The sequence below is a fragment of the Streptomyces sp. NBC_00440 genome, assembly GCF_036014215.1.
In the GTDB taxonomy this organism is placed as follows: Bacteria; Actinomycetota; Actinomycetes; order Streptomycetales; family Streptomycetaceae; genus Streptomyces.
In genome coordinates this window covers 757450-784206 of the sequence record NZ_CP107921.1, presented here as the reverse complement: position 1 = coordinate 784206, position 26757 = coordinate 757450, and the positions used below count along the sequence as shown (strand labels likewise).

The window sequence follows — 26757 nt, the reverse complement described above, 5'->3', positions numbered from 1 at the left end:
CTGTCTAAGCCTTCCGGGGGGCGCCCATCGGTGTACTGGCAGCCGCCGAAAGGTGGATCCGGGACTTCCCCCTGTGCGGAGATGCCGGTACGGATGCCGGTGCGGAGGCTGCGTAGTCCGGGTGTCCGTGCGGATGACGCCCGCCCGCAGCAGGGTTGACGCACGGTCACCCCGGTGGCGTGCATACGCACCGGATGCCCCGCGGAGGTGAGTTCACCCGGTATCGGCAACTCATCCTGGAATAGCTGTAGTTCACCTGACGTCGGCCAACTTCACCGACGTCGCTCCGCGTTGGGTGCGAGGGGCCAACCGGGTGCGTTGCACCGCTCACCGGGACCGCCCTCTCCGCATTTCGGGTTGGCAAAGAACACTCATGCACCCTGTTGTCAGGGACCGTTCACGAGAAAGGATCCCCGGTACGTACTGGAGAGCGCCGGACGAACGGCGCTTCGCACAGGGGGAGGTACCACGTGAGACGCACCGCAGTGCTCGGCTCGGCCGGCGCTCTGGCCGCGGCGACTCTCATAGCGGGCGCCATGGCGGCGCCGTCGGCCACCGCCGACGGCCGCGGCCACGCAGGCTCGGAGGCGCACGGCGCGGCCGTCGCCGCCGCGCGGGCGGCGAAAGCGGGGATCGACTGGCGGGACTGTCCTGCGGACTGGGCGCTCGCGAAGCCGATCCAGTGCGGCTGGGTGACCGTGCCGGTCGACTACGCGCACCCGGACGGCCGGACGATCAAGCTGGCGGTGGACCGGGCGCTGAGCACCGGCACGAAGTCGCAGCGGCAGGGCTCCCTCGTCTACAACCCCGGCGGCCCCGGCGCTTCGGGGATGCGCTTCCCCGCCAGGACGACCACCGGGAGCGCGCTCTGGGTCAACACCGCCAAGGCGTACGACTTCGTGGGCTTCGACCCGCGCGGTGTGGGCCACTCGGCGCCGGTCTCCTGCATCGACCCGCAGAAGTACGTCAGCGCCCCGAAGCCCGACCCGGTCCCGGACAGTGCGGCCGACAAGCGGGTCCAGCGCAAGCTCGCGGCGCAGTACGCGGACGGCTGCGAGCAGCGCAGCGGTGCGATGCTGCCGTACCTGACCACGCCGAACTCGGCGCGTGACCTCGACGTCATCAGGGCGGCGCTCGGCGAGAAGAAGCTCAACTACCTGGGTGTCTCCTACGGGACCTATCTCGGCGCGGTGTACGGAACGCTCTTCCCGGGCCATGTCCGCCGGATGATCGTGGACAGTGTGGTCGACCCGAAGAAGTCGAACATCTGGTACCAGGCCAACCTCAACCAGGACGTCGCCTTCCAGGGCCGCTGGCACGACTGGCAGAACTGGGTCGCCGCGAACGACGCCGCCTTCCACATCGGGAAGACGGCGGACGCCGTCGAGCAGCAGTGGGTGAAGCTGCGGGCCACGGCGAAGAAGCACCCGATCGGTGGGGTCGTGGGCCCCGCCGAGCTGCTCGGGTTCTTCCAGAACGCGCCGTACTACGACTCCTCCTGGGCGCCGGTCGCCAAGGCCTGGAGTCAGTACCTCGCCGGTGATCCGCAGCCGCTGATCGATGCCGCAGGGCCCGATATGTCGGACACCGCGGGCAATATCTCGGCGGAGAACGGCACAGCCGTCTACACCGCGGTCGAGTGCGCCGATGCCAAGTGGCCCACCGACTGGCGGACATGGGACCGGGACAACACCCGGCTCAACAAGGACTATCCGTTCCTCACCTGGTCCAACGCCTGGATGAACCTGCCGTGCGCCACCTGGCCCGCGAAGCAGCAGACCCCGGTGAACGTCCGGACGGGCAAGGGGCTCCCGCCGGTGTTGATCGTGCAGTCGACCCGTGACGCGGCCACGCCCTTCCAGGGGGCCGTCGACCTGCACCAGCGCTTCAAGGGCTCACGCCTCATCATCGAGAAGGGCGCCGGATCGCACGGGGTGACCGGTCTGGTCAACCCGTGCATCAACACCCGGGTGGACAGCTATCTGCTCACCGGCAGCACCGACCGCCACGACGTGACGTGCGCCCCGCACGCCACACCGACGCCGTAACGGCCCGCGCCTGGGGAACCGCTTGTTCAGCGGTTCCCCAGCCAGGCGTCCTCCGCCGCGTAGTCGAAGAGATCGAGATGCGGGTCGTACGTCTTCGCCATCGCGGGGAATGCCTCACGCCAGTCCCGGTCCCGGAGCCGGCCCGCTATCCACTCCACGGTCCCGGGCAGCGACTCGGCGTACCCGGTCACCGGGCGGTAGCCCAACTCCCGCTCGGCGGCCGACATGTCGTACACCACGGGATGGTCGACGCCCCACGGGGTCATGCCCATCGCGGAGCGCCCCTCGACCAGCACCAGCCGGCTCCGTACGCCCATGGCTTCGTCGATGGCCGCGCTGATCCCGGCGACCGTGGGCACCTCGGGGTCACCGCCGTTCAGCACCCGCGCCCCCGGGCGCAGCGCCGCCAGCCGGATCATCTCGGCGAGGTTGGAGACATGCACCGGATGGAAGCGGCTCCGCCCGCCGTGGGCCAGGATCCGCACCGGACGGCCGTCGAGCGCGCGCTTGACGAAGTACAGCTCACGCGGGGACCGGCCGTGCGGACCGTGGATCGCGCCCGCGCGCACCAGCGTCACGGGCAGGGCCCCGGCGGCCGCCAGCAGCTCCCGTTCCAGCGCCACCTTGCGGGTGCCGTACGTGGCCGGGCCCGCCTCGACCGTGAGGTGACTCTCGGGGACCGGCACCGGAAGGCGCGGAAAGCCGTCCGGCTCGTCCTGGGTGTCGAAACTGCGCCCGTCGGCGTCCGCGTACACCGCGCCGCTGGAGATCACCACCGCCGAGCCGATCCGGTCCGCGAGGCCGGTCAGCTGCCGGGCGTGGTCCGCTCCGAACGCGACCATGTCGACCAGTACGTCACAGCCGTCTCCCAGGGCATGTGACAGCTCACCCTCGCTGTCCCGGTCGACGCGCACCGTACGCACGTCATCCGGCCAGCTGTCGTCGCGGCCAGCCCCGCGCGAAGCGGCCCGTACCTCCCATCCGTCCGAGACGAGCGCGCGCACTGCCGCGCGCCCGATCTGCCCAGTGGCTCCGAGTACGAAGACGCTTCCTCTGCTGCTCATGCCGCCGACGCTACGGCGGGTGCTCCGGTCCGGGCCAGACGGTTCTGCCGACAGCCGATCCGGTGTCAGCGCGGCTTCCTCGGCGGCTTCTTCGCCTGTGCGGCGGCCTTCACGTCCGCGGCGTACGCGTCGACGTACTCCTGGCCGGAGAGCCCGAGCACCGCGTACATGATCTCGTCCGTGACGGCCCGCAGCGCCACCTTCTCGTTCTCCAGCCCCGCGTAGCGGCTGAAGTCCAGTGGCTTCCCGAAGCGAATCGTCACCCGCCTGATCTTCGGCATCCGCTGGCCGGGCGGCTGGATCTCGAAGGTGCCCACCATGGCGCACGGCACCACCGGAACGCGGCCCTGGATGGCCATCACCGCGACGCCGACCTTGCCCTTGTAGAGCCTGCCGTCGTGCGAGCGGGTGCCTTCCGGATAGATCCCGAGCAGTTCACCCCGGCCGAGCACGCCGAGCCCCTCACGGACCGCGGCTCTGCCCGCTTCCCGGCCCGACCGGTCCACCGGGATCTGGCCGATGCTGCGGAAGAAGGCAGCCGTCAGCCGGCCCTTGATGCCGGGCCCGGTGAAGTACTCCTGCTTGGCGAGAAAGGTGATGCGACGGCTGAGGACGACCGGCATCAGGAAGTGGTCGGAGAAGGACAGATGGTTGCCCGCGACGATCGCGGCGCCGTCCTCCGGGATGTGTTCGAGCCCTTCGATCCTCGGCCGGAACAGCAGCCTCAGCAGCGGCCCCAGAACGGCGTATTTCAGGACGTAGTAGAACAATCGCGGTACCGCCTCCCCGTCGCCCCGTGCCCACGCACAGTAGCCGCCGCACCGCCTGATGCGGAACCCGTGCGCCCCTCGCCCGTCCCTCCCGGTCCCCGTCCGGCAGCGGCCGGAGCCGTCTGCTCCTGACCGGAACCGGCGGGCGGCCGTCCGGGTGCCGGATCCGCGTCCGTACGGGTGGCCGGGCGGCGTGGTGGCTTGCCGCCGGGGCGGGTGGCCGGGTGCTGTGGCCTCCCACCCTCGTGCCGAGTTCCAGGAGGCCCGGATGCGCCCCCGTACGATGTCCGCCGCAGCGGCCCTGCTCGCCTTCGCCGCGGCTGTGCCCGCGCAGGCCGCCGGTACGCCGCCCATCCGCCCGGCCGGACTCGTCCTCTCCGTCGCTTCGCAGACGCACCCCGACCGGGACCGCAGCGTGCTGCTCCGGTGCGCACCTGAGCAGAGCGACGGCTCGCACCCGGAAGCCGCAGCCGCGTGCCGGGCACTCGACCTGGCGGGTGGCAGTTTCGACCGTCTCGCAGGGGAGCCCCGGGCCTGCACCCGGCAGTCCGATCCGGTCACGGTCACCGTCGGCGGGACCTGGGGCGGCCGCCCCACCCACTGGGACCGGACGTTCGCCAACGCCTGCTCGCTCGACGCGGCGACCGGCCCGGTCTTCCGCTTCTGAGCGGCTGGGCGTGCCGCCCCCCGCCGCCGCCGCTCAGCCGCTGCCGCGCGACGCGATCATGCCGACGGTCACCAGACCCAGCACCACCCAGCCGAACCACAGCCAGCCGTTGCTGCCTATCACCGCCGTGTATCCGGTCACCGTGACCAGGGCTCCCACGGTGATGACACCCATCGTTTTCACAGAACCGGGCATGGCCCTCCTCCTCGGGGGTGGAGGGCCATCGTCGCCCGGCAGGGGCCTTCTCCGCTACTGGCCGCGTGCCTGGAGTGACGCCAGGTAGGCGTTGTAGGCGGCCAGCTCCTTGTCGCCGTTGCGGTCCTCGGCCCGGTCGGAGCGCCGCGAGACGCGCTGCTCGGAGCCGTACCACTGGAAGACCAGGGCGATCAGGACCAGCACGGACGGGATCTCGCTGAACGCCCAGGCGATGCCGCCCGCGGCCGTCTGGTCGGAGAGCGCGTCGATCCCCAGTGAGGCGGAAGGGTGCTTGTACACCTGCACCATCGGCTCGCTCGCCATCATCAGTGCGATGCCGAAGAACGCGTGGAAGGGCATCCCGGCGAAGAGCTCCAGCATCCGCATGATGTAGCCCGGCCGGTGCGGCCCCGGGTCGATGCCCATGATCGGCCAGAAGAAGACCAGGCCCACGAAGAGGAAGTGCACCATCATCACGATGTGCCCGGTCATCGAACCCATCAGGAAGTCGAAGAGCGGCGTGAAGTACAGGCCGTAGAGGCTGGCGATGAACAGCGGGATGGTGAAAGCGGGATGCGTGACGATCCGCATGAAGCGGCTCTGGAGCAGCATCAGCAGCAGCTCCCGCGGCCCCTTCCGGTTGCCGCGGCCCGCGACCGGCAGTGCGCGCAGGGCCAGCGTCACCGGCGCGCCGAGCAGCAGCAGGATGGGGGAGAGCATGCTGATGATCATGTGCTGCACCATGTGCACGCTGAACATGACCATGCCGTAGTCGTTCAGTTTGGTGCACATCGTCAGGCCGACGGTCAGCACGCCGAGGACGAAGAGTGCGATCCGGTGGACCGGCCAGCTGTCACCGCGCCGGCGCAGCCGCACCACGCCCCAGCCGTACAGCGCGAGCCCCACCAGACAGCTGATCAGGAAGAAGGGGTCCGCGGAGAATCCCAGCCCCCGTCCCAGCGTGAACGGCGGCAGATCCATGGTCATGCCGCCCATGGGCATGCCGTGCCCGCTGTGGTCCATCCACTCACTCCTGATTCGTGCCTGATGTCCGCACCAGACTAGAACTGCCCCCGGCCGCAGCTGCGGCCGGGGGCAGTTCGTACTGTATCGGGCGAATGGGGAACGTTCAGAGGACGCACTCGGCTTCGGCGTACCGCTCCGCGGGCACGGTCTTGAGGGTCTCCACGGCCTCGGCGAGCGGCACCATGGTGATCTCCGTGCCGTGCAGCGCCGTCAGCATGCCGAACGCGCCGCGGTGCGCGGCCTCCACGGCGTGCCAGCCGAACCGGGTGGCAAGGACACGGTCGTACGCGGTGGGGGTGCCGCCACGCTGCACATGACCGAGTATCACCGGACGGGCCTCCTTGCCGAGACGCTCCTCCAGCTCGATGGAGAGCTGCCTGGCGACACCGGCGAACCGCTCGTGGCCGTACATGTCCTTGGCGCCCACATCGAAGCTCATCGAGCCCTCGCGCGGCTTCGCCCCCTCGGCGACCACCACGATCGCGAACTTCTTGCCCGCCGAGAAGCGCCGGCCGACCAGCTCGGTGAGCTCACCGATGTCGAAGGGACGCTCCGGCACGACGATGGCGTGCGCGCCCGCCGCCATGCCCGAGTGCAGCGCGATCCACCCGGTGTGGCGCCCCATGACCTCCACGATCAGCACCCGCTGGTGCGATTCGGCCGTGGTCTTCAGCCGGTCGAGCGCATCCGTCGCGACCCCGACGGCCGTGTCGAAGCCGAAGGTGACATCGGTCGACGCGATGTCGTTGTCGATGGTCTTCGGCACACCCACTATCGGCAGCCCGGCCTCGGAGAGGAGGTGCGCCGCCTTCAGCGTGCCCTCGCCGCCGATCGGGATGATCGCGTCGAGCCCCAGGTCGGCGACATGGCCCCGGGCGCGCTCCACACCGTCGCGCAGATGCGCGGGCTGCACCCGCGAGGAGCCGAGGATCGTGCCGCCGCGCGCCAGGATGCCGCCCACCGCGTCGAGGTCGAGCTTGCGGTAGTCGCACTCAAGCAGGCCCTTCCACCCGTCGTGGAAGCCGATGACCTCGTCGCCGTGATCGACGACGGCGCGGTGCACGACCGAGCGGATGACGGCGTTCAGGCCGGGGCAGTCGCCGCCGGAGGTGAGGACACCAATTCGCATTGCCCGACTTACCTTTGCAACGTGGGCTTGTGACCGGACCACGTCGTCCGGGCTGGATCCCCGTCACCCTACCGGCGGAGGGTGACGGAGACGTAGCGGGCGTCCGCCTGCTGGACGCCGCTCAGATGTACGTATCAGGCCTCATGCGGGCTGTGTGGCCGCCGCGATCCGCTCGGTCCGCAGCGCCTCGTACCAACGGTCGTCGGTCGGAGGCAGCGCGTTGACGTCCAGGGCCAGCTTGAGCAGCAGATCGGCGATCTGCGGGTTGCGGGCCAGCACCGGGCCGTGCATGTACGTACCGAAGACGGTGTCGTTGTACGCGCCCTCGGTGCCGTCGCCCGTGCCGTTGCCCCGGCCGAGCTGGACCCGGGCGAACGGGCGGGCGGTCGGGCCGAGATGGGTGATGCCCTGGTGGTTCTCGAAACCGGTCAGCGGAGGGAGGCCCAGCCGCTGGTCGATGTCGCCGTACACGTCGCCGACGCAGCGGTCGCCCTCGCCGCGGGTCGAGATGACGTCGAGGAGCCCCAGTCCCGGCTCGCGCTCGCCGAGGTCGTTGATGAACTCGTGGCCGAGGATCTGGTACCCGGCGCAGACCGAGAAGATGATCGCGCCGTTGGAGGCCGCCCTGCTGAGGCCGCCGTCCCTGCGCAGCCGCTCGGACGCCAGCCGCTGCGGGCGGTCCTCGCCGCCGCCGATCAGATAGATGTCGCCGGATGTCGGCACCGGCTGGTCGCTGCGCACGTCGATACGGGTCACATCCAGGCCGCGCTGGCGGGCCCGGCGCTCCACCACCAGGGCGTTGCCCTGGTCGCCGTAGGTGCTCAGCAGGTCCGGGTAGACCCACACCAGGCGCAGGCTGTTGTCGCTCATCATCGTTTCCTCTGAGGTCAGTTGCCGACGCGGCGGCGCACGTCCTGGAACGCGGTGTAGTTGGCGATCAGTTCGATCCGGCCGGGCGGCGCGTACTGGACCGCCTCGTCCACGGTCTCGCAGACCTGGAACTGGAGACCGGCCACTTCGAGCCGTACCGCGAGGTCCAGCTTGCGGTCGCCGATGACGAAGATCGGGTGGCCCGCGAGCCGGGTGTAGTCGACGTCCCAGAGCCAGGAGGTGTCCGTGCCGTCGGCGCCACGGGCGTTGACGGCGAGGATCACCGGCGTGGGCGGCGGGTCGATCAGCGAGAACGTCTCCAGCCAGCCGGCCGGGTTCTTGGCGAGCAGCAGCCGCACCTCGCGGTTGAGGAACGACACCACGTCGTAGCGGCCGGCGACGGCCTGCACCCCGTACATCCGCTCCAGGGCGACCTGGGGCGGCACGCCGAAGGTCGCCGCGACGGCTGCCGACGTCGTCGCGTTCGCCTTGTTCGCCCGGCCCGGCAGCTGGAGGTGGATCGGCCAGGCGGAGCCGTGCGGATCAAGGACGTAGTCGCCGGAGAGCGCCCAACTGGGCGCCGGACGGCGGAAACCGCAGTCCGCGCAGAACCACTCGTCGTTCGGCCACTGGAGCACACCGCCGCAGGACGGGCACGACCAGGCGTCGTCCTTCCACTCCTGGCCGGCCGCGACCCAGACCACGGTGGGCGATGACGAAGCGGCCCACACGACCAGCGGGTCGTCGGCGTTGGCGATGACGACGGCCTTCGTCCCGGCCAGCCCCTCGCGCCACCGCTCGGCCAGCATGCGGGTCTCGCCCGCCCGGTCGAGCTGGTCCCGGGAGAGGTTCAGCAGGGCGATCGCCTTGGGCGTCGTGTCGCGTGCGACCCCGGCGAGGTACTTCTCGTCGACCTCGATCACACCGAAGCGCGCGTCGGAACCGCCGGCCAGCGCGGAGGTGATGCCCGCCGGCATGTTGGCGCCCAGGGCGTTCGACACCACAGGTCCCGCGGCCCGCAGCGCCTCGGCGATGAGCCGGGTCGTGGTCGTCTTGCCGTTCGTCGCCGAGACCAGGATCACGTCCAGGTGCTGGGCGAGACGCCCGAGCAGGTCGGGGTCGAGCCTCAGCGCGACCTTGCCGCCGATCACCGATCCGCTGCCGCGCCCCGCGGCGCGCGATACCGCTGCCGCGGCCTTGCCTGCCGTCACGGCCAGCTTGGCCCGCGGCGACAGCGGCTCCGTGTTGCCGTCCATCGTCCTAGATCCTCCTTGCGTCGGCGCGGGGCTCAGCCTATCGAGATCCGGCCGTGCGCCCGACCTCGGCACCGCCGGGGCGGCGCGGTTCCGGCGGGAACGTACGCTTGCCGCCATGCGAAACCGCCCGATCCCCGGCAGTTCCGGAGCCGTGCGGACGATGAGTCCGCACGGCGATCCTGTGCTGCACGCGCCCTGCGAGCCCGTGGCCGGCTTCGACACCTCGCTCGCCCGGCTCGTCGAGGACATGTTCGCCACGATGTACGCGGCACACGGTGTCGGCCTCGCGGCGAATCAGATCGGCGTCGGGCTCCGGGTGTTCGTCTACGACTGCCCGGACGACGAGGACGTCCGCCATCTCGGGCACCTGGTCAACCCCCGGCTGGTGGAGGCGGACGGGGTCACCGTGCGTGGCGCCGAGGGGTGCCTCTCGCTGCCCGGCGTCGAGGCGGGCACCCCGCGCTTCGACCACGCCGTCGTGGAGGGCTTCTCCGTGACCGGCGAGCCGGTCACCGTCAGCGGTACCGGATTCTTCGCACGCTGCCTCCAGCACGAGTGCGATCACCTCGAAGGGCTGATGTACACGGACCGGCTGTCGGGCCGGCGCCGCAGCAGGGCGCTGCGGGCCGCCCGCAAGGCCGGCCTCATCCACTAGGTCCCACCAGGTCCCACCAGGTCCTGTCCGGCCGGGTGTTCATCCGGATGTGTCAGAAGCCCGGTCCGCCCGCGCGGTCGGTGGCCAGTGAGAGCCTGCCCCAGAGGAGATCGGCGAGACTGCTGACCAACTGCGCCCGTGGGCAGGGCCGTTCACCCAGCCACCAGTCGCCCGCCGCATGCATCATCCCGACGATGCCATGGCCCCAGACCCGGGCCAGCTGCTCGCTGTCCGGCCCGAGGTCGACGCGTTCGGCGATGACTTTGGCCAGTTCCTCGCCGAGCCTGCGCAGCAGTGGCGCGGAGTGCAGTCCCACGTCGAAGGCCTGCTCGGGCTGCTGGCCGTCGTCGGCCGGGTGCATCAGGAAGCGGTAGACCTGCGGCCTGGCCTCTATCGCCGCCAGATAGGTGTCCAGCGTGGCCTCGACCCGCTCGCGGCGCCCGGCCGGAGCGTCCAGTGCGGCCCGCAGCGCGCTCAGCAGCGCGTCGGTGTGGCGCTTGGCGAGTGCCCGGTAGAGGCCGCCCTTGTCGCCGAAGTGCCGGTAGAGGATGGGCTTGGTGATCCCCGCCTCGGCGGCGATGGCGTTCATGGACGCCTTCGGGCCGTCCCGCAGCACGACCCGGTCGGCGGCCTCCAGCAGTTCCCGGCGGCGGCTGTGCGCCGACCGCTGCTGTGCGGTCTGTGTGGCCTGTCCGGCCTGTGTGGTCCCCATGAGCAACTCTTCCCCGCCCTGCGATTCTCGCTCTGTGACACGGACCCGTGCTGCGTCCGCTGATTGATCCGGCCCCCGCCGAGAACGTAACACCCGGCCGGGGGCCCGCGCCGGGGGCGATCGCGGAGGTTGACAGGTGCTACTTGCCAGTAACAGACTGCGGTTACCGCAAGTAACAAACCGATGGAACGCAGTGCTGGAGGGGACATGGCCGAGTTCACGCTCGAACTCAACGATGATCAGAAGGAGGTCCGCGACTGGATCCACGGATTCGCCGCGGACGTGATCCGCCCGGCTGCCGCCGAGTGGGACGAGCGTGAGGAGACGCCCTGGCCGGTGATCCAGGAGGCCGCCAAGGTCGGCATCTACTCGCTCGACTTCTACGCCCAGCAGTTCTTCGACCCGACCGGGCTCGGCATCCCCATGGCCATGGAGGAGCTCTTCTGGGGCGACGCGGGCATCGCGCTGTCGATCGTCGGGACGGGCCTGGCCGCCGTCGGTGTCCTCGCCAACGGCACCGAGGAGCAGATCGGCACCTGGATCCCGCAAATGTACGGAGACGCCGTCGACGTCAAGGTCGCGGCCTTCTGCTCGTCCGAGCCCGACGCCGGTTCGGACGTCGCGGCGATGCGGACCCGCGCGGTGTACGACGCGGCCAAGGACGAGTGGGTGCTCAACGGCACCAAGACCTGGGCGACCAACGGCGGCATCGCCAACGTCCATGTCGTGGTCGCCGTGGTCGACCCCGACGCCGGCTCCAAGGGCCATGCCTCGTTCATCGTCCCGCCGGGGACGCCGGGCCTCTCGCAGGGCCAGAAGTTCAAGAAGCACGGCATCCGCGCCTCCCACACGGCCGAGGTCGTGCTGGAGGACGTCAGGGTGCCCGGCCACTGCCTGCTCGGCGGCAAGGAGAAGCTGGACGAGCGGCTGGCCCGCGCCCGGGAGCGCGCGAAGCAGGGCGGCGGCGTGGGGGCACCTCCCGCCGAAGGCGGGGGGAGGGTGAAGAACGCGGCGATGGCCACCTTCGAGGCCTCCCGCCCCGCGGTCGGCGCCATGGCGGTCGGCACCGCGCGGGCCGCGTACGAGGTCGCGCTGGACTACGCGAAGACCCGCAGCCAGTTCGGCCGCCCGATCATCGACAACCAGGGCGTCGCCTTCCAGCTCGCCGACATGCGGACGCAGATCGACGCGGCCCGCCTGCTGGTCTGGCGCGCCTCCTGGATGGCATCGGCGAACAAGCCGTTCACCGCGGCCGAGGGCTCCATGTCCAAGCTGTACGCGAGCGAGACGGCCAAGAAGGTCACCGCCCAGGCCATCCAGATCCTCGGGGGCAACGGCTACACCCGTGAGTACCCGGTCGAGCGGATGCACCGCGACGCCGCGATCTACACCATCTTCGAGGGCACCAGCGAGATCCAGCGCCTGGTGATCGCCCGGACCCTCTCGGGTATGCCGATCCGCTGACCCGGCCGGCCGGAAGACCGGCCGGACACCTGAACAGGCCCGCGGGGGCACGCCCCCGCGGGCCTGTTCAGGTTGCTCCGGCGGATCCGGTGTCCGGACCCCGGTGTGTCAGGCCGGGAGCTGCGCCTCGATGGCCGCCACGACCTCCGCCGCCTCCGGCTCGGTACGCGGGCGGATCCGGGAGACGACCTCGCCCGCCGGGGAGATCAGGAACTTCTCGAAGTTCCACTGGACGTCCCCGGCCTCACCGGCCTCGTCGGCCACCTGCGTCAGCTCCGCGTACAGCGGATGCCGCTCCGCACCGTTGACGTCGGTCTTCTCCAGCATCGGGAACGTCACGCCGTAGGTGGCCGAGCAGAAGGTCTGGATCTCGTCGGCGCTGCCCGGCTCCTGGCCGGCGAACTGGTTGCAGGGCACGCCGATGACGGCGAACCCGCGCTCCCCGTACTGCTGCTGAAGCTTTTCGAGACCGGCGTACTGCGGGGTGAGACCGCACTTGGACGCCACGTTCACCAGCAGCACCGCCTTGCCCCGGTAGTCGGCCAGGGACGTCGCTTCGCCGGTCAGGGTGCGCAGAGGGATGTCGTACAGGCTCATCGCCAGCTCCTGTTCGTAGGTCAGTGGTACGTACTGTTCCAGAGACCCGTGGACACCCGGCCGACGGCCCCGGCCTGGGGCCGTGCACCGCCTCAGGCCCGCCCGCCCTGCCTGCGCGCCCGGCGCCGTGCGATCAGCAGGGCGCAGGCCAGCGCGGCTGCGGCCACTCCGCCCGCGAAGAGGAACGCCATCCGGCCGGAGACCGAGACGTGCGAGGTCTGCGACGCCGCGACCGGGGGTGTGTGCCGGGCGTCCGCCGGGGTGGCGGCGGGCGCCGAGGGGTGCGCCGGGCGGACGCCGGGCAGCACGCTCACCGGGGTCGCGGTGGGCGAGGTGGCGAACCCCCAGTCCAGCAGGGACCGTGTCTCGTTGTAGGCGTCGTTCGGCTGGCCCGACTGCGGGTTCATGACGGTCACCAGGAGGGTGCGCCCGTTCCGCTGGGCGGCGGTGACCAGGGTGTTGCCCGCTTCGGTCGTGTACCCGTTCTTCACCCCGAGCAGGCCGGGGTACTGCACGACACCGTGCGACCCCACGAGCAGCCGGTTGGTGTTCTGGATGCCGAACGCGCCGGGTCCGCCCGAGGCCGGGAACCGGGCCGTCCTGGTCGAGGCGAACTGCCGGAACTCCGGATTCGCCATTCCCGCACGGGCGATCACGGACAGGTCGTACGCGGAGGAGTGCTGCCCCGGGGTGTCGTATCCGTCGGCGGACTTCACGACGGTGTCCCGCAACCCGATCCGGCGGGCGGCGGCCTGCATGTCCTTGATGGTGGCCGGCAGACCGCCGTTCATCATCGCCAGGGTGTGCACCGCGTCGTTGCCCGACGCCAGGAACACACCGCGCCACAGATCGGCGACCGTGTACCGGGTGCCTTCCTTGACCCCGACCATGCTGCTCCCCGGCTGGAGCCCGGTGATGTCGCTCTCCGCCGCCCGGTGCACCTCCTTCGGCGGGAACTTCGGCAGCACGGCCAGCGCGAAGAGCGTCTTGAGCGTGCTGGCCGGCGGGAGCTGCCGGTGCGCGTTCCTGGCCGCCAGTACCCGGCCGGTCCGCAGATCGGTCACCATCCACGACAGGGCGGTCGCCGCGGGCGGTCTGGCGGCTCCGGGGGAGACCTGGACACCGGTGCGGTACAGCGCGGACTGCCCGCTGTCCGCGGCCGGTTCGGGCGCGGGCCGGCTGTCGGCCCGCGCGGCCGGTGAGAGAGAGGCGAGTACCAGTGCGGGCAGGGAAACGGCCACGGCCGCACGGATCCTGACAGAACACCACATCGCTTGCGACATGATCACACCGTAGGAGAAGTCCGAAAGGTCCGCTCCGTGGCTTAGCCCGACCGGACCGGTCCCCGGGTCCCGCTCAGGCGCCGAGCCTGCGGAACAGTCCCTCCTGGACGACCGAGACCAGCAGATTCCCCGCGCGGTCGAAGATCCGGCCGCGGGCCAGCCCCCGGCCGCCCGTCGCGATGGGCGACTCCTGGTCGTAGAGGAACCACTCGTCGGTACGGAACGGGCGGTGGAACCACATGGCGTGGTCCAGCGAAGCCATGTCGAATCCGCGCGGCCCCCACAGCGGCTCGACCGGGATACGGACCGCGTCCAGCAGCGTCATGTCGCTGGCGTAGGTGAGCGCGCAGGTATGGATCAGCTGGTCGTCGCCGAGCGGGCCGACGGCCCGCATCCACACCGCGCTGCTCGGATCGGCGCCCTTGATCTCGTCGGGGGTCCAGCGCAGCCGGTCGACGTAACGGATCTCGAAGGGCTGCCTGCGGGCCATCCGCTCCAGTGCCTCGGGCAACTCGCCCAGGTGCTCACGGAGTTCGTCCGCGACCCCCGGTAGTGACTCGGGGTCCGGGACATCGCGGGTCAGTGGTGCCTGGTGCTCGATGCTGCCCTCCTCCGGCCGGTGGAAGGACGCCGTCAGGTTGAAGATGGTGCGGCCCTGCTGGACCGCGGTCACCCGGCGGGTGGTGAAGGAGCGGCCGTCCCTGACCCGTTCCACCTGGTAGACGATCGGCACCCCCGGCCTGCCGGGGCGCAGGAAGTACGCGTGCAGCGAGTGGACCGGCCGCTCGCCGTCGGTGGTACGGCCGGCCGCCACCAGGGCCTGCCCCGCGACCTGCCCGCCGAAGACCCGCTGCAGGGATTCGTGGGGGCTGCGGCCGCGGAAGATGTCGACCTCGATCTGCTCCAGGTCGAGCAGGTCGATCAGCTTCTCGGTGGGGTTCGTCATACGGTGCCCTCCCAGGTCACAGCGTTTTCCGGGGTCACAGAGGTCGTCCGCTTCCCTGCCCGGGGCACAGCGGCCGCCCGGCTCACAGCTGGCCCACGGCGGTGACGCGGACGACCGCGCGGCCCTCCTCGTCGGAGGCCGCGAGATCCACCTCCGCGCTGATGCCCCAGTCGTGGTCGCCGTTCGGGTCGGCGAAGATCTGCCGTACACGCCACAGCCCGTGCGAGGTGTTCTCCTCGTCCGCCTCGATGATCAGCAGCTTGGGGCCGCGCGCGTCCGGTCCTGTGCCCAGGTCGTCGTACTCGTCCCAGTAGGCGTCCATCGCCTCGCCCCAGGCGTCCTCGTCCCACCCCGCGTCGCCGTCCAGCTCGCCGAGTGCGGCCACGTTGTCCAGCGCCGCCAGCTCCACCCGGCGGAACATCGCATTGCGTACGAGCACCCGGAAGGCGCGGGCGTTGGCGGTGACCGGCTTGACCTGGTCGGCCCGCTCGGCGGCCTGCTCCGCGGTCTCCACCTCCGGGTTGGCCAGCTGCTCCCACTCGTCGAGCAGGCTGGAGTCCACCTGGCGGACCAGCTCGCCCAGCCAGGCGATGAGGTCCTGGAGGTCCTCGGACTTCAGATCGTCCGGGATGGTGTGGTCGAGCGCCTTGTACGCACCCGCGAGGTACCGCAGCACGATGCCCTCGGTGCGGGCGAGCTCGTAGTGCGAGGTGAACTCGGTGAAGGTCATGGCCCGTTCGTACATGTCACGGATGACCGACTTCGGCGACACCGGGTGGTCGCCGACCCACGGGTGGCTCGTGCGGTAGACGTTGTACGCGTGCACCAGCAGCTCTTCGAGCGGCTTGGGGTACGTGACCTCCTGGAGCCGCTCCATGCGCTCCTCGTACTCCATCCCGTCGGCCTTCATCTGGCCGATCGCCTCACCGCGCGCCTTGTTCTGCTGGGCGGCGAGGATCTGCCGCGGGTCGTCCAGCGTCGACTCGACCACCGAGACCATGTCCAGTGCGTACGAGGGGGACTCGGCGTCCAGCAGGTCGAACGCGGCCAGCGCGAAGGTGGACAGCGGCTGGTTGAGCGCGAAGTCCTGCTGGAGGTCGACGGTCAGCCGGATGATGCGGCCCTCGGCGTCCGGAGCGTCCAGTTGCTCCACCACACCGCCGTCGAGCAGCGAGCGGTAGATCGCGATGGCGCGGCGGATGTGCCGCAGCTGCGCCTTGCGCGGCTCGTGGTTGTCCTCCAGGAGGTGGCGCATCGCCTTGAACGCGTTGCCCGGCCGGGCGATCACCGAGAGCAGCATGGTGTGGGTGACCCGGAACCGCGAGGTCAGCGGCTCGGGATCGGCGGCGATCAGCTTCTCGAAGGTGGTGTCGCTCCAGGCGATGAAACCTTCCGGCGCCTTCTTGCGGACCACCTTGCGGCGCTTCTTCGGGTCGTCGCCCGCCTTGGCGAGCGCCTTCTCGTTCTCGACGACGTGCTCGGGTGCCTGCGCGACGACGAAGCCGGCCGTGTCGAACCCGGCCCGGCCCGCGCGGCCCGCGATCTGGTGGAACTCCCGGGCGCGGAGCGTGCGGACCCGTGTCCCGTCGTACTTCGTCAGCGCGGTGAACAGCACCGTACGGATGGGGACGTTGACTCCCACGCCCAGGGTGTCCGTACCGCAGATGACCTTCAACAGACCGGCCTGCGCCAGCTTCTCGACCAGCCGGCGGTACTTGGGGAGCATGCCGGCGTGGTGGACGCCGATGCCGTGGCGCACATAACGCGAGAGGTTCTGGCCGAACTTGGTGGTGAAGCGGAAGTTGCCGATGAGATCGGCGATCCGGTCCTTCTCCTCCCGGCTGCACATGTTGATGCTCATCAGCGACTGCGCGCGCTCGACCGCTGCGGCCTGGGTGAAGTGCACGATGTAGACGGGCGACTGCTTGGTTTCGAGCAGTTCGGTCAGCGTCTCGGTGATCGGGGTCCGCCGGTACTCGTACGACAGCGGGACCGGGCGGCTCGCGGAGCGGACCACGGAGGTCGGCAGGCCGGTGCGCCGCGTCAGGTCCTCCTCGAACCGGGAGACGTCACCGAGGGTCGCGGACATCAGGATGAACTGCGCCTGCGGCAGCTCCAGGATCGGGATCTGCCACGCCCAGCCACGGTCGGGCTCCGCGTAGAAGTGGAACTCGTCCATCACGACCTGGCCGATGTCGGCGTACTTGCCGTCGCGCAGCGCGATCGAGGCCAGCACCTCCGCCGTGCAGCAGATGACCGGGGCGTCCGCGTTCACCGATGCGTCGCCGGTGAGCATTCCGACGTTCTCGGTGCCGAAGAGCTTGCACAGGTCGAAGAACTTCTCCGAGACCAGGGCCTTGATCGGCGCGGTGTAGAAGGTGACCTTGTCGTGAGCCAGCGCGGTGAAGTGCGCACCGGCCGCCACCAGGCTCTTTCCCGAGCCGGTGGGAGTGGAGAGGATCACGTTGGCCCCGGACACCACCTCGATCAGCGCCTCCTCCTGAGCCGGATAGAGCGTGATGCCCTGACCCTCCGCCCACGACGAGAAAGCCTCGAAGAGAGCATCGGGATCGGCGGTCGTGGGGAGCTGATCGATAAGGGTCACGCCTCCATCTTGCCTGCCTTACCCGCTCAAGGGGGAACCGGCTGCCCGCGCGAAGATCACGAGCGATACGCTTCCCTCTCGAACAGTCCTCAACTGGGCTTCAGCACAACGGAAATACGGGGCGGAACGAACCATGATGGGACCGGCGCACTCGCTGTCAGGAGCGGCAGCCTGGCTGGGGGTGGGGGCGGCGGCGACCGCGTACGGACATCCGATGCCGTGGCCGGTCCTCGTCGTCGGAGCGCTGATCAGCGCCGGGGCGGCGCTGGCACCCGACCTTGATCACAAGGCCGCGACCATATCCAACGCGTTCGGCCCGCTGTCGCACGGGCTGTGCGCGCTCGTGGACGCGCTGGCGACTGTCGTGTACAGGGCGACGAGGGGCAAGGGCGACGCCCGCAAGGGCGGCGGCCACCGCACCCTCACCCACACCGGGGTGTGGGCGGTACTGCTCGGCGCCGGAGCTTCCGCCCTGGCGATCTACGGCGGCCGCTGGGCGGTCCTCGGCATCCTCTTCGTCCATGTGGTGCTCGCCATCGAGGGGCTGCTCTGGCGGGCCTCGCGCCCGTCCAGCAGCACCGTGCTGGTGTGGCTGCTCGGTGCTGCCGGTGCGTGGATCCTGGCCCAGATCCTGTCCGAGCCGGGCAACGGCGCGGACTGGTTCTTCACCGGCCCCCACCAGAACTACATGTGGCTGGGTCTGCCGATCCTGCTGGGCGCCCTGATTCACGACATCGGTGACGCCATCACGGTCTCGGGCTGCCCGATCTTCTGGCCGATACCGCTCGGCCGCAAGCACTGGCGCCATGTCGGCCCGCCCAAGTTCATGCGGTTCCGCGCGGGCAGCTGGGTGGAGCTCAAGGTGCTGATGCCGGTGTTCATGGTGGCGGGCGGAGTCAGCTGCGCGGTCGCGCTCGGCGTCATCTGAGCGGGCCGTGACCGGCGCGGTGCGCGGTCGGGCAGGTCCGGCCGGTGTCAGCCGCCGGCGAGGACGAAATCGGCTATCGCCGCGGCGACGGCTCCGGGCTGCTCATCGGGGATGAAGTGTCCGGCGTCGGGCACGACGACGCCGGTGACGTTGTCGGCCCATGGGCTGATGGAGGCCGCCATGTCCGGGACGGAGCCGTGGCTGCTGGAGATCCCGAGAACGGGCACGGTCAGGTGCCGCCGCTCCAGTGCCTCGTGGTTCTTGCGCGCCGAATCGGCGGCGTCCCGGTAGTAGGCGAGGGAAGCGCGGAGGCCACCGTCGGCGGCGACGGCCGCCGCGTAGTGGTCGAGCTCGGCGTCATCGAACGTGTCGGGAGAGAGCGCCTTCACTTTCAGGAACCAGCCGACGTAGTCCCGTTCGCGGCCGGCCAGCAGCGTCTCGGGCAGGTCGGGCACGAGGTGGAACGCGAAATGCCAGGTCTTCCACGCCCGATCCGGGTCGGTGGGAATCGCTTCGGGGAGGGTGATGCCGGGAATTCCGGCGTCGAGCAGCGCGACCCCGTGCAGGTGGCTCTCGAATTCGAGTGCCAGGGAGAAAGCGACCCAGGCGCCGATGTCGTGGGCGACCAGCCAGTAGGACGACACTCCGAGAGCCTTCACGGCGGCGTGGACATGCGCGGCGACCGTGTGCGTGTCGTAGCCGCGCCCCGGACGCTCGGAGTGGCCCTGACCCGGCAGGTCGATCGCGATGACGTGGAACCGGTCGGCGAGACCGGGCATGACCTTCCGCCATGCCCACCAGGTCTGCGGGAACCCGGCGAGCAGGACAACGGCCGGGCCGGCCGGCCGGCCGCCTTCGACGGCGTGGAGGCGGACGCCGTCCGCGTCGACCCAGCGGTGAGTGAATCCCGCCAGGTCGTGCAGGGGCAGATCGCGGACGGGGTTGCTTTCACAGACGAGCCGAGCGCTGGTCGCAGGGTCAGTCATGGGGATCCTCCGTCGGGGTGAGGTGTCTTGGTGAACGCCGTCGCGCTGTCGCGACGTGTGAGGGACGCCCGGCCATCACCATGCGGGGACGCTAACACATCTTGAACTGAGTGTTTCAAGATAGAATGGTGCGGCGCAGCGCACGAGACATCGACAGACACCGGCAAGGAAGTGCCACGTGGCAGGCAAGAAGCAATTCGACATGGACACGGCACTCGACGCCGCGATGGTCCAGTTCTGGCGGGCCGGCTACGCCGATACCTCAGTGGACGATCTGTCCCGGGTGACCGGTCTGAACCGCAGCTCCATCTACTCCTCGCTCGGCGACAAGGACACGCTCTTCCTGCGCTGCCTGGACCGGTATGCCGCGCGTTATGGCGAGAAGTACGACGCCGCCCTGTCGTGTGCGGCCTCGGAGCCTCTTGCAGCCGTTCGTGCGTTCTTCGACGTCACCCTTGAGCGCATCGCCGATCCCGAACTGCCGGACGGCTGCCTGGTTGCCCAGTCGGCCATGGCGATCCCGGTGCTGAGCCAGAGCGTCGCGGCACACGCGAAGGAGGCGCTGGGCTTCCAGCGCTCGCGTCTGCGCGCCGCACTGAAGGCGGGCCGATTGACCGACCGGGACGCCGAGGCCTTCGCTGAACACATGGCCGCCGTGAACCAGTCTCTCGCCGTCATGAGCAGAGCCGGGGCGAGCCCGGCGCAGCTCCGGGCCATTGTGGGCGTAACCGTCGACGCGCTCTCACAGGCATTGCGTACGCGCACGTAGCGCTGCGGGCCGGGGCCCGTCGTCGACCCGACGGACCCCGGCCCCCGCGCTCACCCGTGCCAGGACCGCCACAGCGCCGCATACGCGCCGTCCGCAGCGACCAGCTCGTCATGGCTGCCCAGCTCGCTGACGCGGCCCTCCTCGACCACCGCGATCACATCCGCGTCGTGCGCGGTGTGCAGCCGGTGCGCGATCGCCACCACGGTGCGCCCGTCGAGCACCCGGGCGAGCGAACGCTCCAGATGGCGGGCCGCCCGCGGGTCCAGCAACGACGTCGCCTCGTCCAGCACCAGGGTGTGCGGATCGGCGAGCACCAGCCGGGCCAGCGCGATCTGCTGAGCCTGCGCCGGGGTGAGGGCCAGACCGCCCGAGCCGACCTCGGTGTCCAGCGCCCCGTCCAGGGCGGCGGCCCAGCCGTCCGCGTCGACCGCGCCGAGCGCGGCCCACAGCTCCGTGTCGTCCGCGCCCGCCCTGGCCAGCAGCAGATTGTCGCGCAGGGAACCCACGAAGACGTGGTGCTCCTGATTGACCAGTGCGACATGCTCCCGTACGCGCTCCGTGGGCATCCTGGACAGCTCGGCGCCCCCCAGCGTGACCTCGCCGGTGCGTGGCGCGTAGATCCCGGCCAGCAGCCGGCCCAGCGTGGACTTGCCCGCGCCGGACGGCCCGACCAGCGCCATCCGCGTGCCGGGGGCCACATCGAGTGTCACCCGGTGCAGTACGTCGACACCCTCCCGGTATCCGAAGTGCACCGCGTCGGCGCGCACCGCGCGCCCGTCCGGGCCGATGGTCCCGTCACCCGCGTCCGGCTCGATCTCGCGCACACCCACCAGCCGGGCCAACGACACCTGGGCGACCTGGAGTTCGTCGTACCAGCGCAGGATGAGCCCGACCGGATCGACCATCATCTGGGCGAGCAGCGCCCCGGTGGTGAGCTGGCCGACGCTGATCCAGCCCTGGAGCACGAAGACGCCGCCGAGCATCAGCACCGCGCCGAGGATCGTCACATAGGTGACGTTGATGACCGGGAAGAGGACCGACCGCAGCCAGAGCGTGTACCTCTCCCAGCGGGTCCACTCCTCGACCCGCCGCTCGGAGAGCGCCACCCGGCGGGCGCCGAGGCGGTGCGCCTCGATGGTCCTGCCCGCGTCCACGGTCTCGGCGAGCGCCGCGGCGACCGCCGCGTATCCGGCGGCCTCCGAACGGTAGGCGGACGGCGCCCGCTTGAAGTACCAGCGGCACCCGGCCAGCAGCACCGGCAGCGCGACCAGCACGGCGAGCGCGAGCGGCGGCGCGGTCACGGTCAGCGCGCCGATCAGCAGCGCCGCCCACACCACGCCGATGGCCAGCTGGGGCACCGCCTCGCGCATCGCGTTCGCGAGCCGGTCGATGTCGGTGGTGATGCGCGAGAGCAGGTCACCGGTACCGGCCCGTTCCAGGACGCCCGGCGGCAGCGCGACCGACCGTACGAGATAGTCCTCGCGGAGGTCGGCCAGCATCTCCTCGCCGAGCATCGCGCCGCGCAGCCCCACCAGCCGTACGAAGAAGGTCTGGACGGCCAGCGCCACGGCGAACACCACCGCGACGCGGCCGAGATGGAGGTCGTGCCTGCCGTTCGACAGGTCCTCGACGAGACCGCCCAGGAGGTACGGGCCGACCAGCGAGGCGACCACCGCGATCGCGTTGGCCCCGATGAGTACGGCGAACGCCCGCCGGTGGCGGCCCAGCAACTCGCGTACGTAGGTCCTCACCGTCGTGGGTGTGCCGACCGGCAGTGTGGTGGCCGTCTCCGGTGCCGCCGGGTCGTAGGCCGGGGGCGCGACGCCGATCATGCCGACTCCTCGATGTCTGCGAAAGCTTGCCGGGCGGTGCGGGCGGCCGGGTCCGAGGCCCCGGTGGCGGGCGCTCCGTCCACCTCTTCGCCGGGATGGCGGGTGACGACCGCGCGGTACCGCACGTCGCCGTGGAGCAGCTCGCGGTGCGGGCCGGCCGCGGCGACGGCACCCTCGTGTACGAAGACCACCCGGTCGGCGTGGTCGAGCAGCAGCGGCGACGAGGCGAAGACCACCGTCGTACGGCCTGCGCGCAGCTCCTTCACACCCCGGGCGACCCGTGCCTCGGTGTGCGAGTCGACGGCCGACGTCGGCTCGTCGAGCACCAGCACCTCCGGGTCGGTCACCAGCGAACGCGCCAGGGCAAGACGCTGCCGCTGTCCTCCGGAGAGCGACCGCCCGCGTTCGGTGATCCTGGTCCGCAGGGGATCGCCGCCCGGTTCGGCGGCGGCCTGCGCGAGCGCTTGCAGGACGTCCGTGCACTGCGCGGCGGCCAGCGCCCGCGCGGCGGGCACCTGGCCGGACGACGGCACGTCGAGCAGCTCGCTCAGGGTCCCGGACAGCAGCACCGGGTCCTTGTCCTGGACCAGGACGGCCGTACGGGCCGTGTCCAGCGGCAGATCGTCGAGCGCGACCCCGCCGAGCAGGACCGACGGCAGCTTCCCCGCGTCCTCCGCGGTGGCATGACCGCCGAGCCGCTCGGCCAGCGCGCCCGCGGCGTCCGGATCGCCGCACACCACAGCGGTGAACTCACCTGCCGGCGCGAGCAGTCCGGTCTCCGGGTCGTAGAGATCACCGGCCGGCACCACATCGGTGCTCACCGTCGGGACGGCCGCGGGACGGCCGGCCGGCTCCTCGTGCGCCGTCCGTTCGAGCGCCAGCACCCGCGCCGCGCGTTTCGCCGACGGCCGGGAGAACGAGTACGCCATGGCGATCTCCTGGAAGTGCCGCAGCGGGAAGAGCAGCAGCGTCACCGCGCTGTACACGGTGACGAGCTGGCCGACCTCGATCCGTCCTTCGGCGGCCAGCCGGGCACCGTAGCAGACCACCCCGATCAGCAGCAGCCCCGGCAGCAGCACCTGGATCCCCGAGATCAGCGCCCACATACGGGCGCTGCGCACGGCGGCCCGGCGCACTTCCTGGGATGCGCTGCGGTAGCGGCCGAGGAAGAGCTCCTCGCCGCCGATACCACGCAGTACCCGAAGCCCCGCCACGGTGTCGGCCGCCAGCTCGGTGGCCCGGCCCGCCTTCTCCCGCTGGAGATCGGCGCGCGCGGTGGCGCTGGACAGCAACGGCAGGACGGCCAGCGCCAGTACGGGCATGGCGAGCGCCACCACGATGCCCAGCGAGGGCAGATACACCACCAGGCCGGCACAGATGATGACCAGAACGGTCGCGGCGGCGAGGAAGCGCGAGAGCGCCTCGACGAACCAGCCGATCTTCTCCACGTCCCCGGTGGACACCGCGACGACCTCACCCGCCGCGACCCGCCGGGTCAGCGCCGAACCCAGCTCGGCGGTCTTGCGGGCCAGCAGCTGCTGGACGCGGGCCGCAGCGGTGATCCAGTTGGTGACGGCGGTCCGGTGCAGCATGGTGTCGCCCACCGCGATCAGCGCGCCGAGCAGCGCGATCAGCCCGCCGGAGAGGGCGAGCCGGCCGCCGGAGCGGTCCACCACCGCCTGCACGGCGAAGCCGACCGCCAGTGGCAGTCCGGCGATCCCGCACTGGTGCAGCAGCCCCCAGGCGAGCGAGCGGCACTGACCGCCGAGCTGGTTGCGCCCGAGCCAGTAGAGGAAGCGGGGACCTGACCGTACGTCGGGATCGCCTGGATCTGGATAGGGAAGATCGCGAATCTGCATGGGATCCCAGAAGTCGAAGAGGGGCTCAAACCGTGCAAGGTTCGCGCTCCGCCACGCTTCGGGGCAATCGATTTTCCGTCCGGGGGACCCGAACGCGCCGTGATCGCGCCGGGTTCAGCCGCGCCGGTCCGGTCCGGGACCGGGCCGGGTCGCCCGCTCCAGCTCAAGGAGTACGGAGTGGTAACCGCGCCCGGTCGCACGGTCCATACCGACCTCGCACATCCGGTTCGCCGAGAGATACGCGTCGAAACTCCTGGCGTTGACCTCGGCCGCCTCCGGCGCCGTCGCGGCGGCGGTGAGTTCCTTGTGGAGCATCCCGCGGTCCCCGGCGAAGGCGCAGCAGCCGAGACTGTCGGGGACGACGACCTCATCGGCGCAGGCCTCGGCGACGGCCCTCAACTGCTGCTCGTCGCCCAGGTGTTGCATGGAGCAGGTGGGGTGCAGCACGGCGGAGCCGGTCTTACGGAGCACGGTGAGACGGGGGAGCAGCTCGTCGGCGGCCCAGACGACGGAGTCGACGATCGTCAGCTCGCTGTGCAGCTCACGGTTGTCGTCGGTGAGGTAGGGGACCACCTCATGGGCGATGCCCAGGGTGCAGGACGACGCGTCCACGATCAGCGGGTACTTGCCGCCGCCGGTCCAGCCCCAGGCGGCCTCGACGATGCGGTTGGCCATCACCGTGTTGCCCTCGTCGTACCCCTTGGAGTGCCAGATCGTCGCACAGCAGGTCCCCGCCACATTGTCCGGGATCCACACCGGCCGTCCGGCCCGCTCGGCGAGCGCCACGACGGCCCGGGGGAGTGAGGGCCCCTGGAATCCGGCCGGTTCACCGAAGATCCGGTTGACGCAGGCGGGGTAGTAGACGGCGGTCGAGCCCCTGCGGGAGGTGCGCGGGAGTTCACGGGCGGCCGCTCCGGGGATCTCCGGCAGCCACTCCGGCACCAGATCGGGGCGGACGGCCCGGCGGGCGAGGCCGGTGACGGACTCAAGGAGCCGGTCACTGATCCGGTCCGCAGCGCCGACCGCGAGCCGCGCCGCCGCCTCGACCGTCCTGAAGTTCCGTGCGGTCAGCGCGGCCACCCGCTCCTCGCGCGGGGTGTGCCGCCGGTGGCGGAAGTCCTTCATCATCGCGCCGGTGTCGATCCCCACCGGGCAGGCGAGCTTGCAGGTGGAGTCGCCCGCGCAGGTGTCCACGGCGTCATACCCGTACGCGTCGAGCAGGCTGTCCTCGACCGGGGAGCCGGGCGACTGGCGCATCATCTCGCGGCGCAGCACGATGCGCTGGCGCGGTGTCGTCGTCAGATCGTGGCTGGGGCAGGTGGGTTCGCAGAATCCGCACTCGATACAGGGGTCGGCGATCAGCTCCACCTTGGGGATGGTCTTGAGCCCGCGCAGATGGGCCTCGGGGTCACGGTCCAGGACGATACGGGGCGCGAGTACCCCGTCGGGGTCGATGATCTGCTTGATCCGCCACATCAACTCCGTTGCCCTCGGGCCCCATTCGAGTTCGAGGAAGGGTGCGATGTTGCGGCCGGTTGCGTGCTCGGCCTTGAGCGATCCGTCGAAGCGCCCGACCGTCAGCCGGCAGAACTCGTCCATGAAGGCGGCATAGCGCTCGACGTCCTCGGGCAGCCCCGCGTCGAAGGCGAGCAGGAAATGCAGATTGCCGTGGGCCGCGTGACCGGCCACGGCGGCGTCGAAGCCGTGCCGGGTCTGCAGTTCGAGCAGCGCCGTGCAGGCGTCGGCGAGCTTCGACGGCGGTACGGCGAAGTCCTCGGTGATCAGCGTCGTGCCGGACGGCCGGGCACCGCCGACCGCGGTGACGAACGCCTTGCGCGCCTTCCAGTACCCGGCGATGGTCTTCGGGTCGCGGGTGAACTCATTGGTCACCGAGGCGACGGGCGCCACCAGCTCCAGGCCGGCGACGGCCCCGGCCGCCACCCGCTCGTACGCCTCCCTGCCCGCCTCGTCCGGGGCGCGGAACTCGACCAGCAGCGCCGCCGTCTCCTTGGGCAGCTCCGCCCAGTCGGCCGGAACGCCCGCCACGCTCACCGAGGCGCGCAGCGTGTTGCCGTCCATCAGCTCGACGGCCAGGGCCCCGGCCTGGTTGAAGACGGGGACCGCCGCGGCAGCCGCCCGGAGCGTCGGGAAGAAGAGCAGCGCGGTGGAGAGCCTGCGGTCCAGCGGCAGGGTGTCGAAGACGACCTCGGAGATGAAACCGAAGGTGCCCTCGGAACCGACCATCAGCCCGCGCAGGATCTCGACGGGGGTGGCGCCGTCCAGGAAGGCGTCGAGGCGGTAGCCGTTGGTGTTCTTGATCTCGTACTTGGACCGGATCCGGGCGGTCAGCTCCTGGTCTGCCTCGATCTCCGCCTTGACCGCGAGCAGCCCCGCGCACAGGCCGGGCTCGGCGGCGGCGAGGGCGTCGTCGGCGGCCGGGCCGGCCGTGTCGACCACGGTGCCGCCCGGCAGCACGAAGGTCAGCGACGCGAGCGTGCGGTAGGAGTTACGGGTGGTGCCCGCCGTCATACCGGAGGCGTTATTGGCGACGACACCGCCGAGGGTGCAGGCGATGGCGCTGGCCGGGTCGGGGCCCAGGACGCGGCCGTGCCGGGCGAGCGTCGCATTGGCGCGGACGACGGTGGTGCCCGGCTGGATGCGGGCTCGTGCGCCGTCGTCCATGACCTCGATGCCGGACCAGTGGCGGCGGACGTCGACCAGGATGTCCTCGCCCTGGGCCTGCCCGTTCAGTGAGGTGCCCGCTGCCCGGAAGACGACCTGGCGGCCGTTGTCCCTCGCGTACGAGAGCACGGCCGAGATGTCGTCGATGTCCTCGGCGATCACCACGACCCGGGGGACGAATCGGTACGGGCTGGCGTCGGACGCGTACCGCACGAGGTCGGAGACCTTCGAGAGCACCTTCTCCTCGCCCAGCAGCGCGGTCAGATCACCGCGCAGCGGCTCGGGGGTCCCGGCCGACCGGGTGTCGGGCACCCGGTCGGGGGCCGGCGTCCGCTTCGTACGCGGCCGGAGAGCGCCGGGCTTCGGGTCGAGCAGCGGCATGGCGGAGCCTCCTGGGCTGGACGGCTGGACGGC

Annotated in this window: 22 protein-coding genes; 6 read left to right on the top strand and 16 right to left on the bottom strand. The window is 70.8% G+C overall.

Features of this window, described 5'->3' with window-relative positions:
• Positions 1–536 precede the first annotated feature (536 nt).
• On the top strand, positions 537–2048 hold the full coding sequence (locus tag OHB13_RS03525; protein ID WP_266861264.1) for an alpha/beta hydrolase: 1512 nt from the start codon (positions 537–539) through the stop codon (positions 2046–2048).
• Between the two features lie 26 nt (positions 2049–2074).
• On the opposite strand, the gene OHB13_RS03520 is transcribed toward OHB13_RS03525, so the two are convergent.
• Both OHB13_RS03520 and OHB13_RS03515 read right to left on the bottom strand, forming a co-directional pair.
• Positions 2075–3112, bottom strand: a complete 1038-nt coding sequence (locus OHB13_RS03520) for an NAD-dependent epimerase/dehydratase family protein (RefSeq protein ID WP_328375540.1) — start codon at positions 3110–3112, stop codon at positions 2075–2077.
• A gap of 65 nt (positions 3113–3177) precedes the next feature.
• The gene (locus OHB13_RS03515) at positions 3178–3882 is read right to left on the bottom strand and encodes a lysophospholipid acyltransferase family protein (RefSeq protein ID WP_266859397.1); all 705 of its coding nucleotides are present in this window, start codon (positions 3880–3882) and stop codon (positions 3178–3180) included.
• 268 nt (positions 3883–4150) lie between these two features.
• Between OHB13_RS03515 and OHB13_RS03510 the strand changes: the two genes are divergently transcribed.
• Complete coding sequence (locus tag OHB13_RS03510; RefSeq protein ID WP_266859398.1) at positions 4151–4549, top strand: SSI family serine proteinase inhibitor; 399 nt, start codon at positions 4151–4153, stop codon at positions 4547–4549.
• A gap of 33 nt (positions 4550–4582) precedes the next feature.
• Here OHB13_RS03510 and OHB13_RS03505 read toward each other — a convergent pair whose 3' ends face one another.
• The 5 genes from OHB13_RS03505 to OHB13_RS03485 form a co-directional block, all read right to left on the bottom strand.
• Positions 4583–4744 (bottom strand): hypothetical protein, encoded by a 162-nt coding sequence (locus OHB13_RS03505; protein ID WP_266859400.1) that lies wholly within the window; start codon positions 4742–4744, stop codon positions 4583–4585.
• Between the two features lie 54 nt (positions 4745–4798).
• Positions 4799–5767: a cytochrome c oxidase assembly protein gene (locus OHB13_RS03500; protein WP_266859402.1), complete on the bottom strand. Its 969-nt coding sequence runs from the start codon at positions 5765–5767 to the stop codon at positions 4799–4801.
• A 106-nt stretch (positions 5768–5873) separates the two neighbouring features.
• On the bottom strand, positions 5874–6899 hold the full coding sequence (locus OHB13_RS03495; protein WP_266859403.1) for a 6-phosphofructokinase: 1026 nt from the start codon (positions 6897–6899) through the stop codon (positions 5874–5876).
• Between the two features lie 141 nt (positions 6900–7040).
• On the bottom strand, positions 7041–7769 hold the full coding sequence (locus tag OHB13_RS03490; protein WP_164265137.1) for a type 1 glutamine amidotransferase: 729 nt from the start codon (positions 7767–7769) through the stop codon (positions 7041–7043).
• A gap of 17 nt (positions 7770–7786) precedes the next feature.
• On the bottom strand, positions 7787–9025 hold the full coding sequence (locus OHB13_RS03485) for a MurT ligase domain-containing protein (protein WP_266859407.1): 1239 nt from the start codon (positions 9023–9025) through the stop codon (positions 7787–7789).
• Positions 9026–9140: 115 nt separating this feature from the next.
• Here OHB13_RS03485 and def point away from each other — a divergent pair, with 115 nt between their 5' ends.
• A complete protein-coding gene (gene def / locus OHB13_RS03480) occupies positions 9141–9680 on the top strand; it encodes a peptide deformylase (protein WP_266859409.1) in 540 nt (179 codons plus the stop codon).
• 52 nt (positions 9681–9732) lie between these two features.
• On the opposite strand, the gene OHB13_RS03475 is transcribed toward def, so the two are convergent.
• Positions 9733–10392, bottom strand: a complete 660-nt coding sequence (locus tag OHB13_RS03475) for a TetR family transcriptional regulator (protein WP_266859411.1) — start codon at positions 10390–10392, stop codon at positions 9733–9735.
• Between the two features lie 207 nt (positions 10393–10599).
• Between OHB13_RS03475 and OHB13_RS03470 the strand changes: the two genes are divergently transcribed.
• Positions 10600–11856, top strand: a complete 1257-nt coding sequence (locus tag OHB13_RS03470) for an acyl-CoA dehydrogenase family protein (RefSeq protein WP_328375535.1) — start codon at positions 10600–10602, stop codon at positions 11854–11856.
• Between the two features lie 108 nt (positions 11857–11964).
• Here OHB13_RS03470 and OHB13_RS03465 read toward each other — a convergent pair whose 3' ends face one another.
• The 4 genes from OHB13_RS03465 to OHB13_RS03450 form a co-directional block, all read right to left on the bottom strand.
• Positions 11965–12453 (bottom strand): glutathione peroxidase, encoded by a 489-nt coding sequence (locus tag OHB13_RS03465; RefSeq protein ID WP_266859415.1) that lies wholly within the window; start codon positions 12451–12453, stop codon positions 11965–11967.
• 92 nt (positions 12454–12545) lie between these two features.
• Positions 12546–13694 carry a D-alanyl-D-alanine carboxypeptidase family protein gene (locus tag OHB13_RS03460; RefSeq protein ID WP_328375533.1) on the bottom strand — a complete coding sequence of 383 codons (1149 nt, stop codon included), beginning with the start codon at positions 13692–13694 and terminating at the stop codon, positions 12546–12548.
• A gap of 115 nt (positions 13695–13809) precedes the next feature.
• Positions 13810–14682 carry an acyl-CoA thioesterase gene (locus OHB13_RS03455; protein ID WP_266859419.1) on the bottom strand — a complete coding sequence of 291 codons (873 nt, stop codon included), beginning with the start codon at positions 14680–14682 and terminating at the stop codon, positions 13810–13812.
• 82 nt (positions 14683–14764) lie between these two features.
• Positions 14765–17287 (bottom strand): DEAD/DEAH box helicase, encoded by a 2523-nt coding sequence (locus OHB13_RS03450; RefSeq protein ID WP_266859421.1) that lies wholly within the window; start codon positions 17285–17287, stop codon positions 14765–14767.
• A gap of 133 nt (positions 17288–17420) precedes the next feature.
• Here OHB13_RS03450 and OHB13_RS03445 point away from each other — a divergent pair, with 133 nt between their 5' ends.
• Positions 17421–18215, top strand: a complete 795-nt coding sequence (locus tag OHB13_RS03445; protein ID WP_266859423.1) for a metal-dependent hydrolase — start codon at positions 17421–17423, stop codon at positions 18213–18215.
• 47 nt (positions 18216–18262) lie between these two features.
• Here OHB13_RS03445 and OHB13_RS03440 read toward each other — a convergent pair whose 3' ends face one another.
• A complete protein-coding gene (locus OHB13_RS03440) occupies positions 18263–19201 on the bottom strand; it encodes an alpha/beta fold hydrolase (protein WP_328375528.1) in 939 nt (312 codons plus the stop codon).
• A gap of 178 nt (positions 19202–19379) precedes the next feature.
• On the opposite strand from OHB13_RS03440, the gene OHB13_RS03435 reads away from it, so the two are divergent.
• Positions 19380–19970, top strand: coding sequence for a TetR/AcrR family transcriptional regulator (locus tag OHB13_RS03435; RefSeq protein WP_328375526.1), 591 nt, complete (start codon positions 19380–19382; stop codon positions 19968–19970).
• A 50-nt stretch (positions 19971–20020) separates the two neighbouring features.
• On the opposite strand, the gene OHB13_RS03430 is transcribed toward OHB13_RS03435, so the two are convergent.
• From OHB13_RS03430 to OHB13_RS03420, 3 genes are all read right to left on the bottom strand, one after another.
• Positions 20021–21802, bottom strand: a complete 1782-nt coding sequence (locus tag OHB13_RS03430; protein WP_328375524.1) for an ABC transporter ATP-binding protein — start codon at positions 21800–21802, stop codon at positions 20021–20023.
• The gene (locus OHB13_RS03425) at positions 21799–23661 is read right to left on the bottom strand and encodes an ABC transporter ATP-binding protein (protein ID WP_328375523.1); all 1863 of its coding nucleotides are present in this window, start codon (positions 23659–23661) and stop codon (positions 21799–21801) included. Before OHB13_RS03425 ends, OHB13_RS03430 begins: the two co-directional genes overlap by 4 nt.
• A 114-nt stretch (positions 23662–23775) precedes the next feature.
• Entirely contained in the window at positions 23776–26724 is a 2949-nt protein-coding gene (locus OHB13_RS03420) for an FAD-binding and (Fe-S)-binding domain-containing protein (RefSeq protein WP_328375522.1), read from the bottom strand.
• Positions 26725–26757 lie beyond the last annotated feature (33 nt).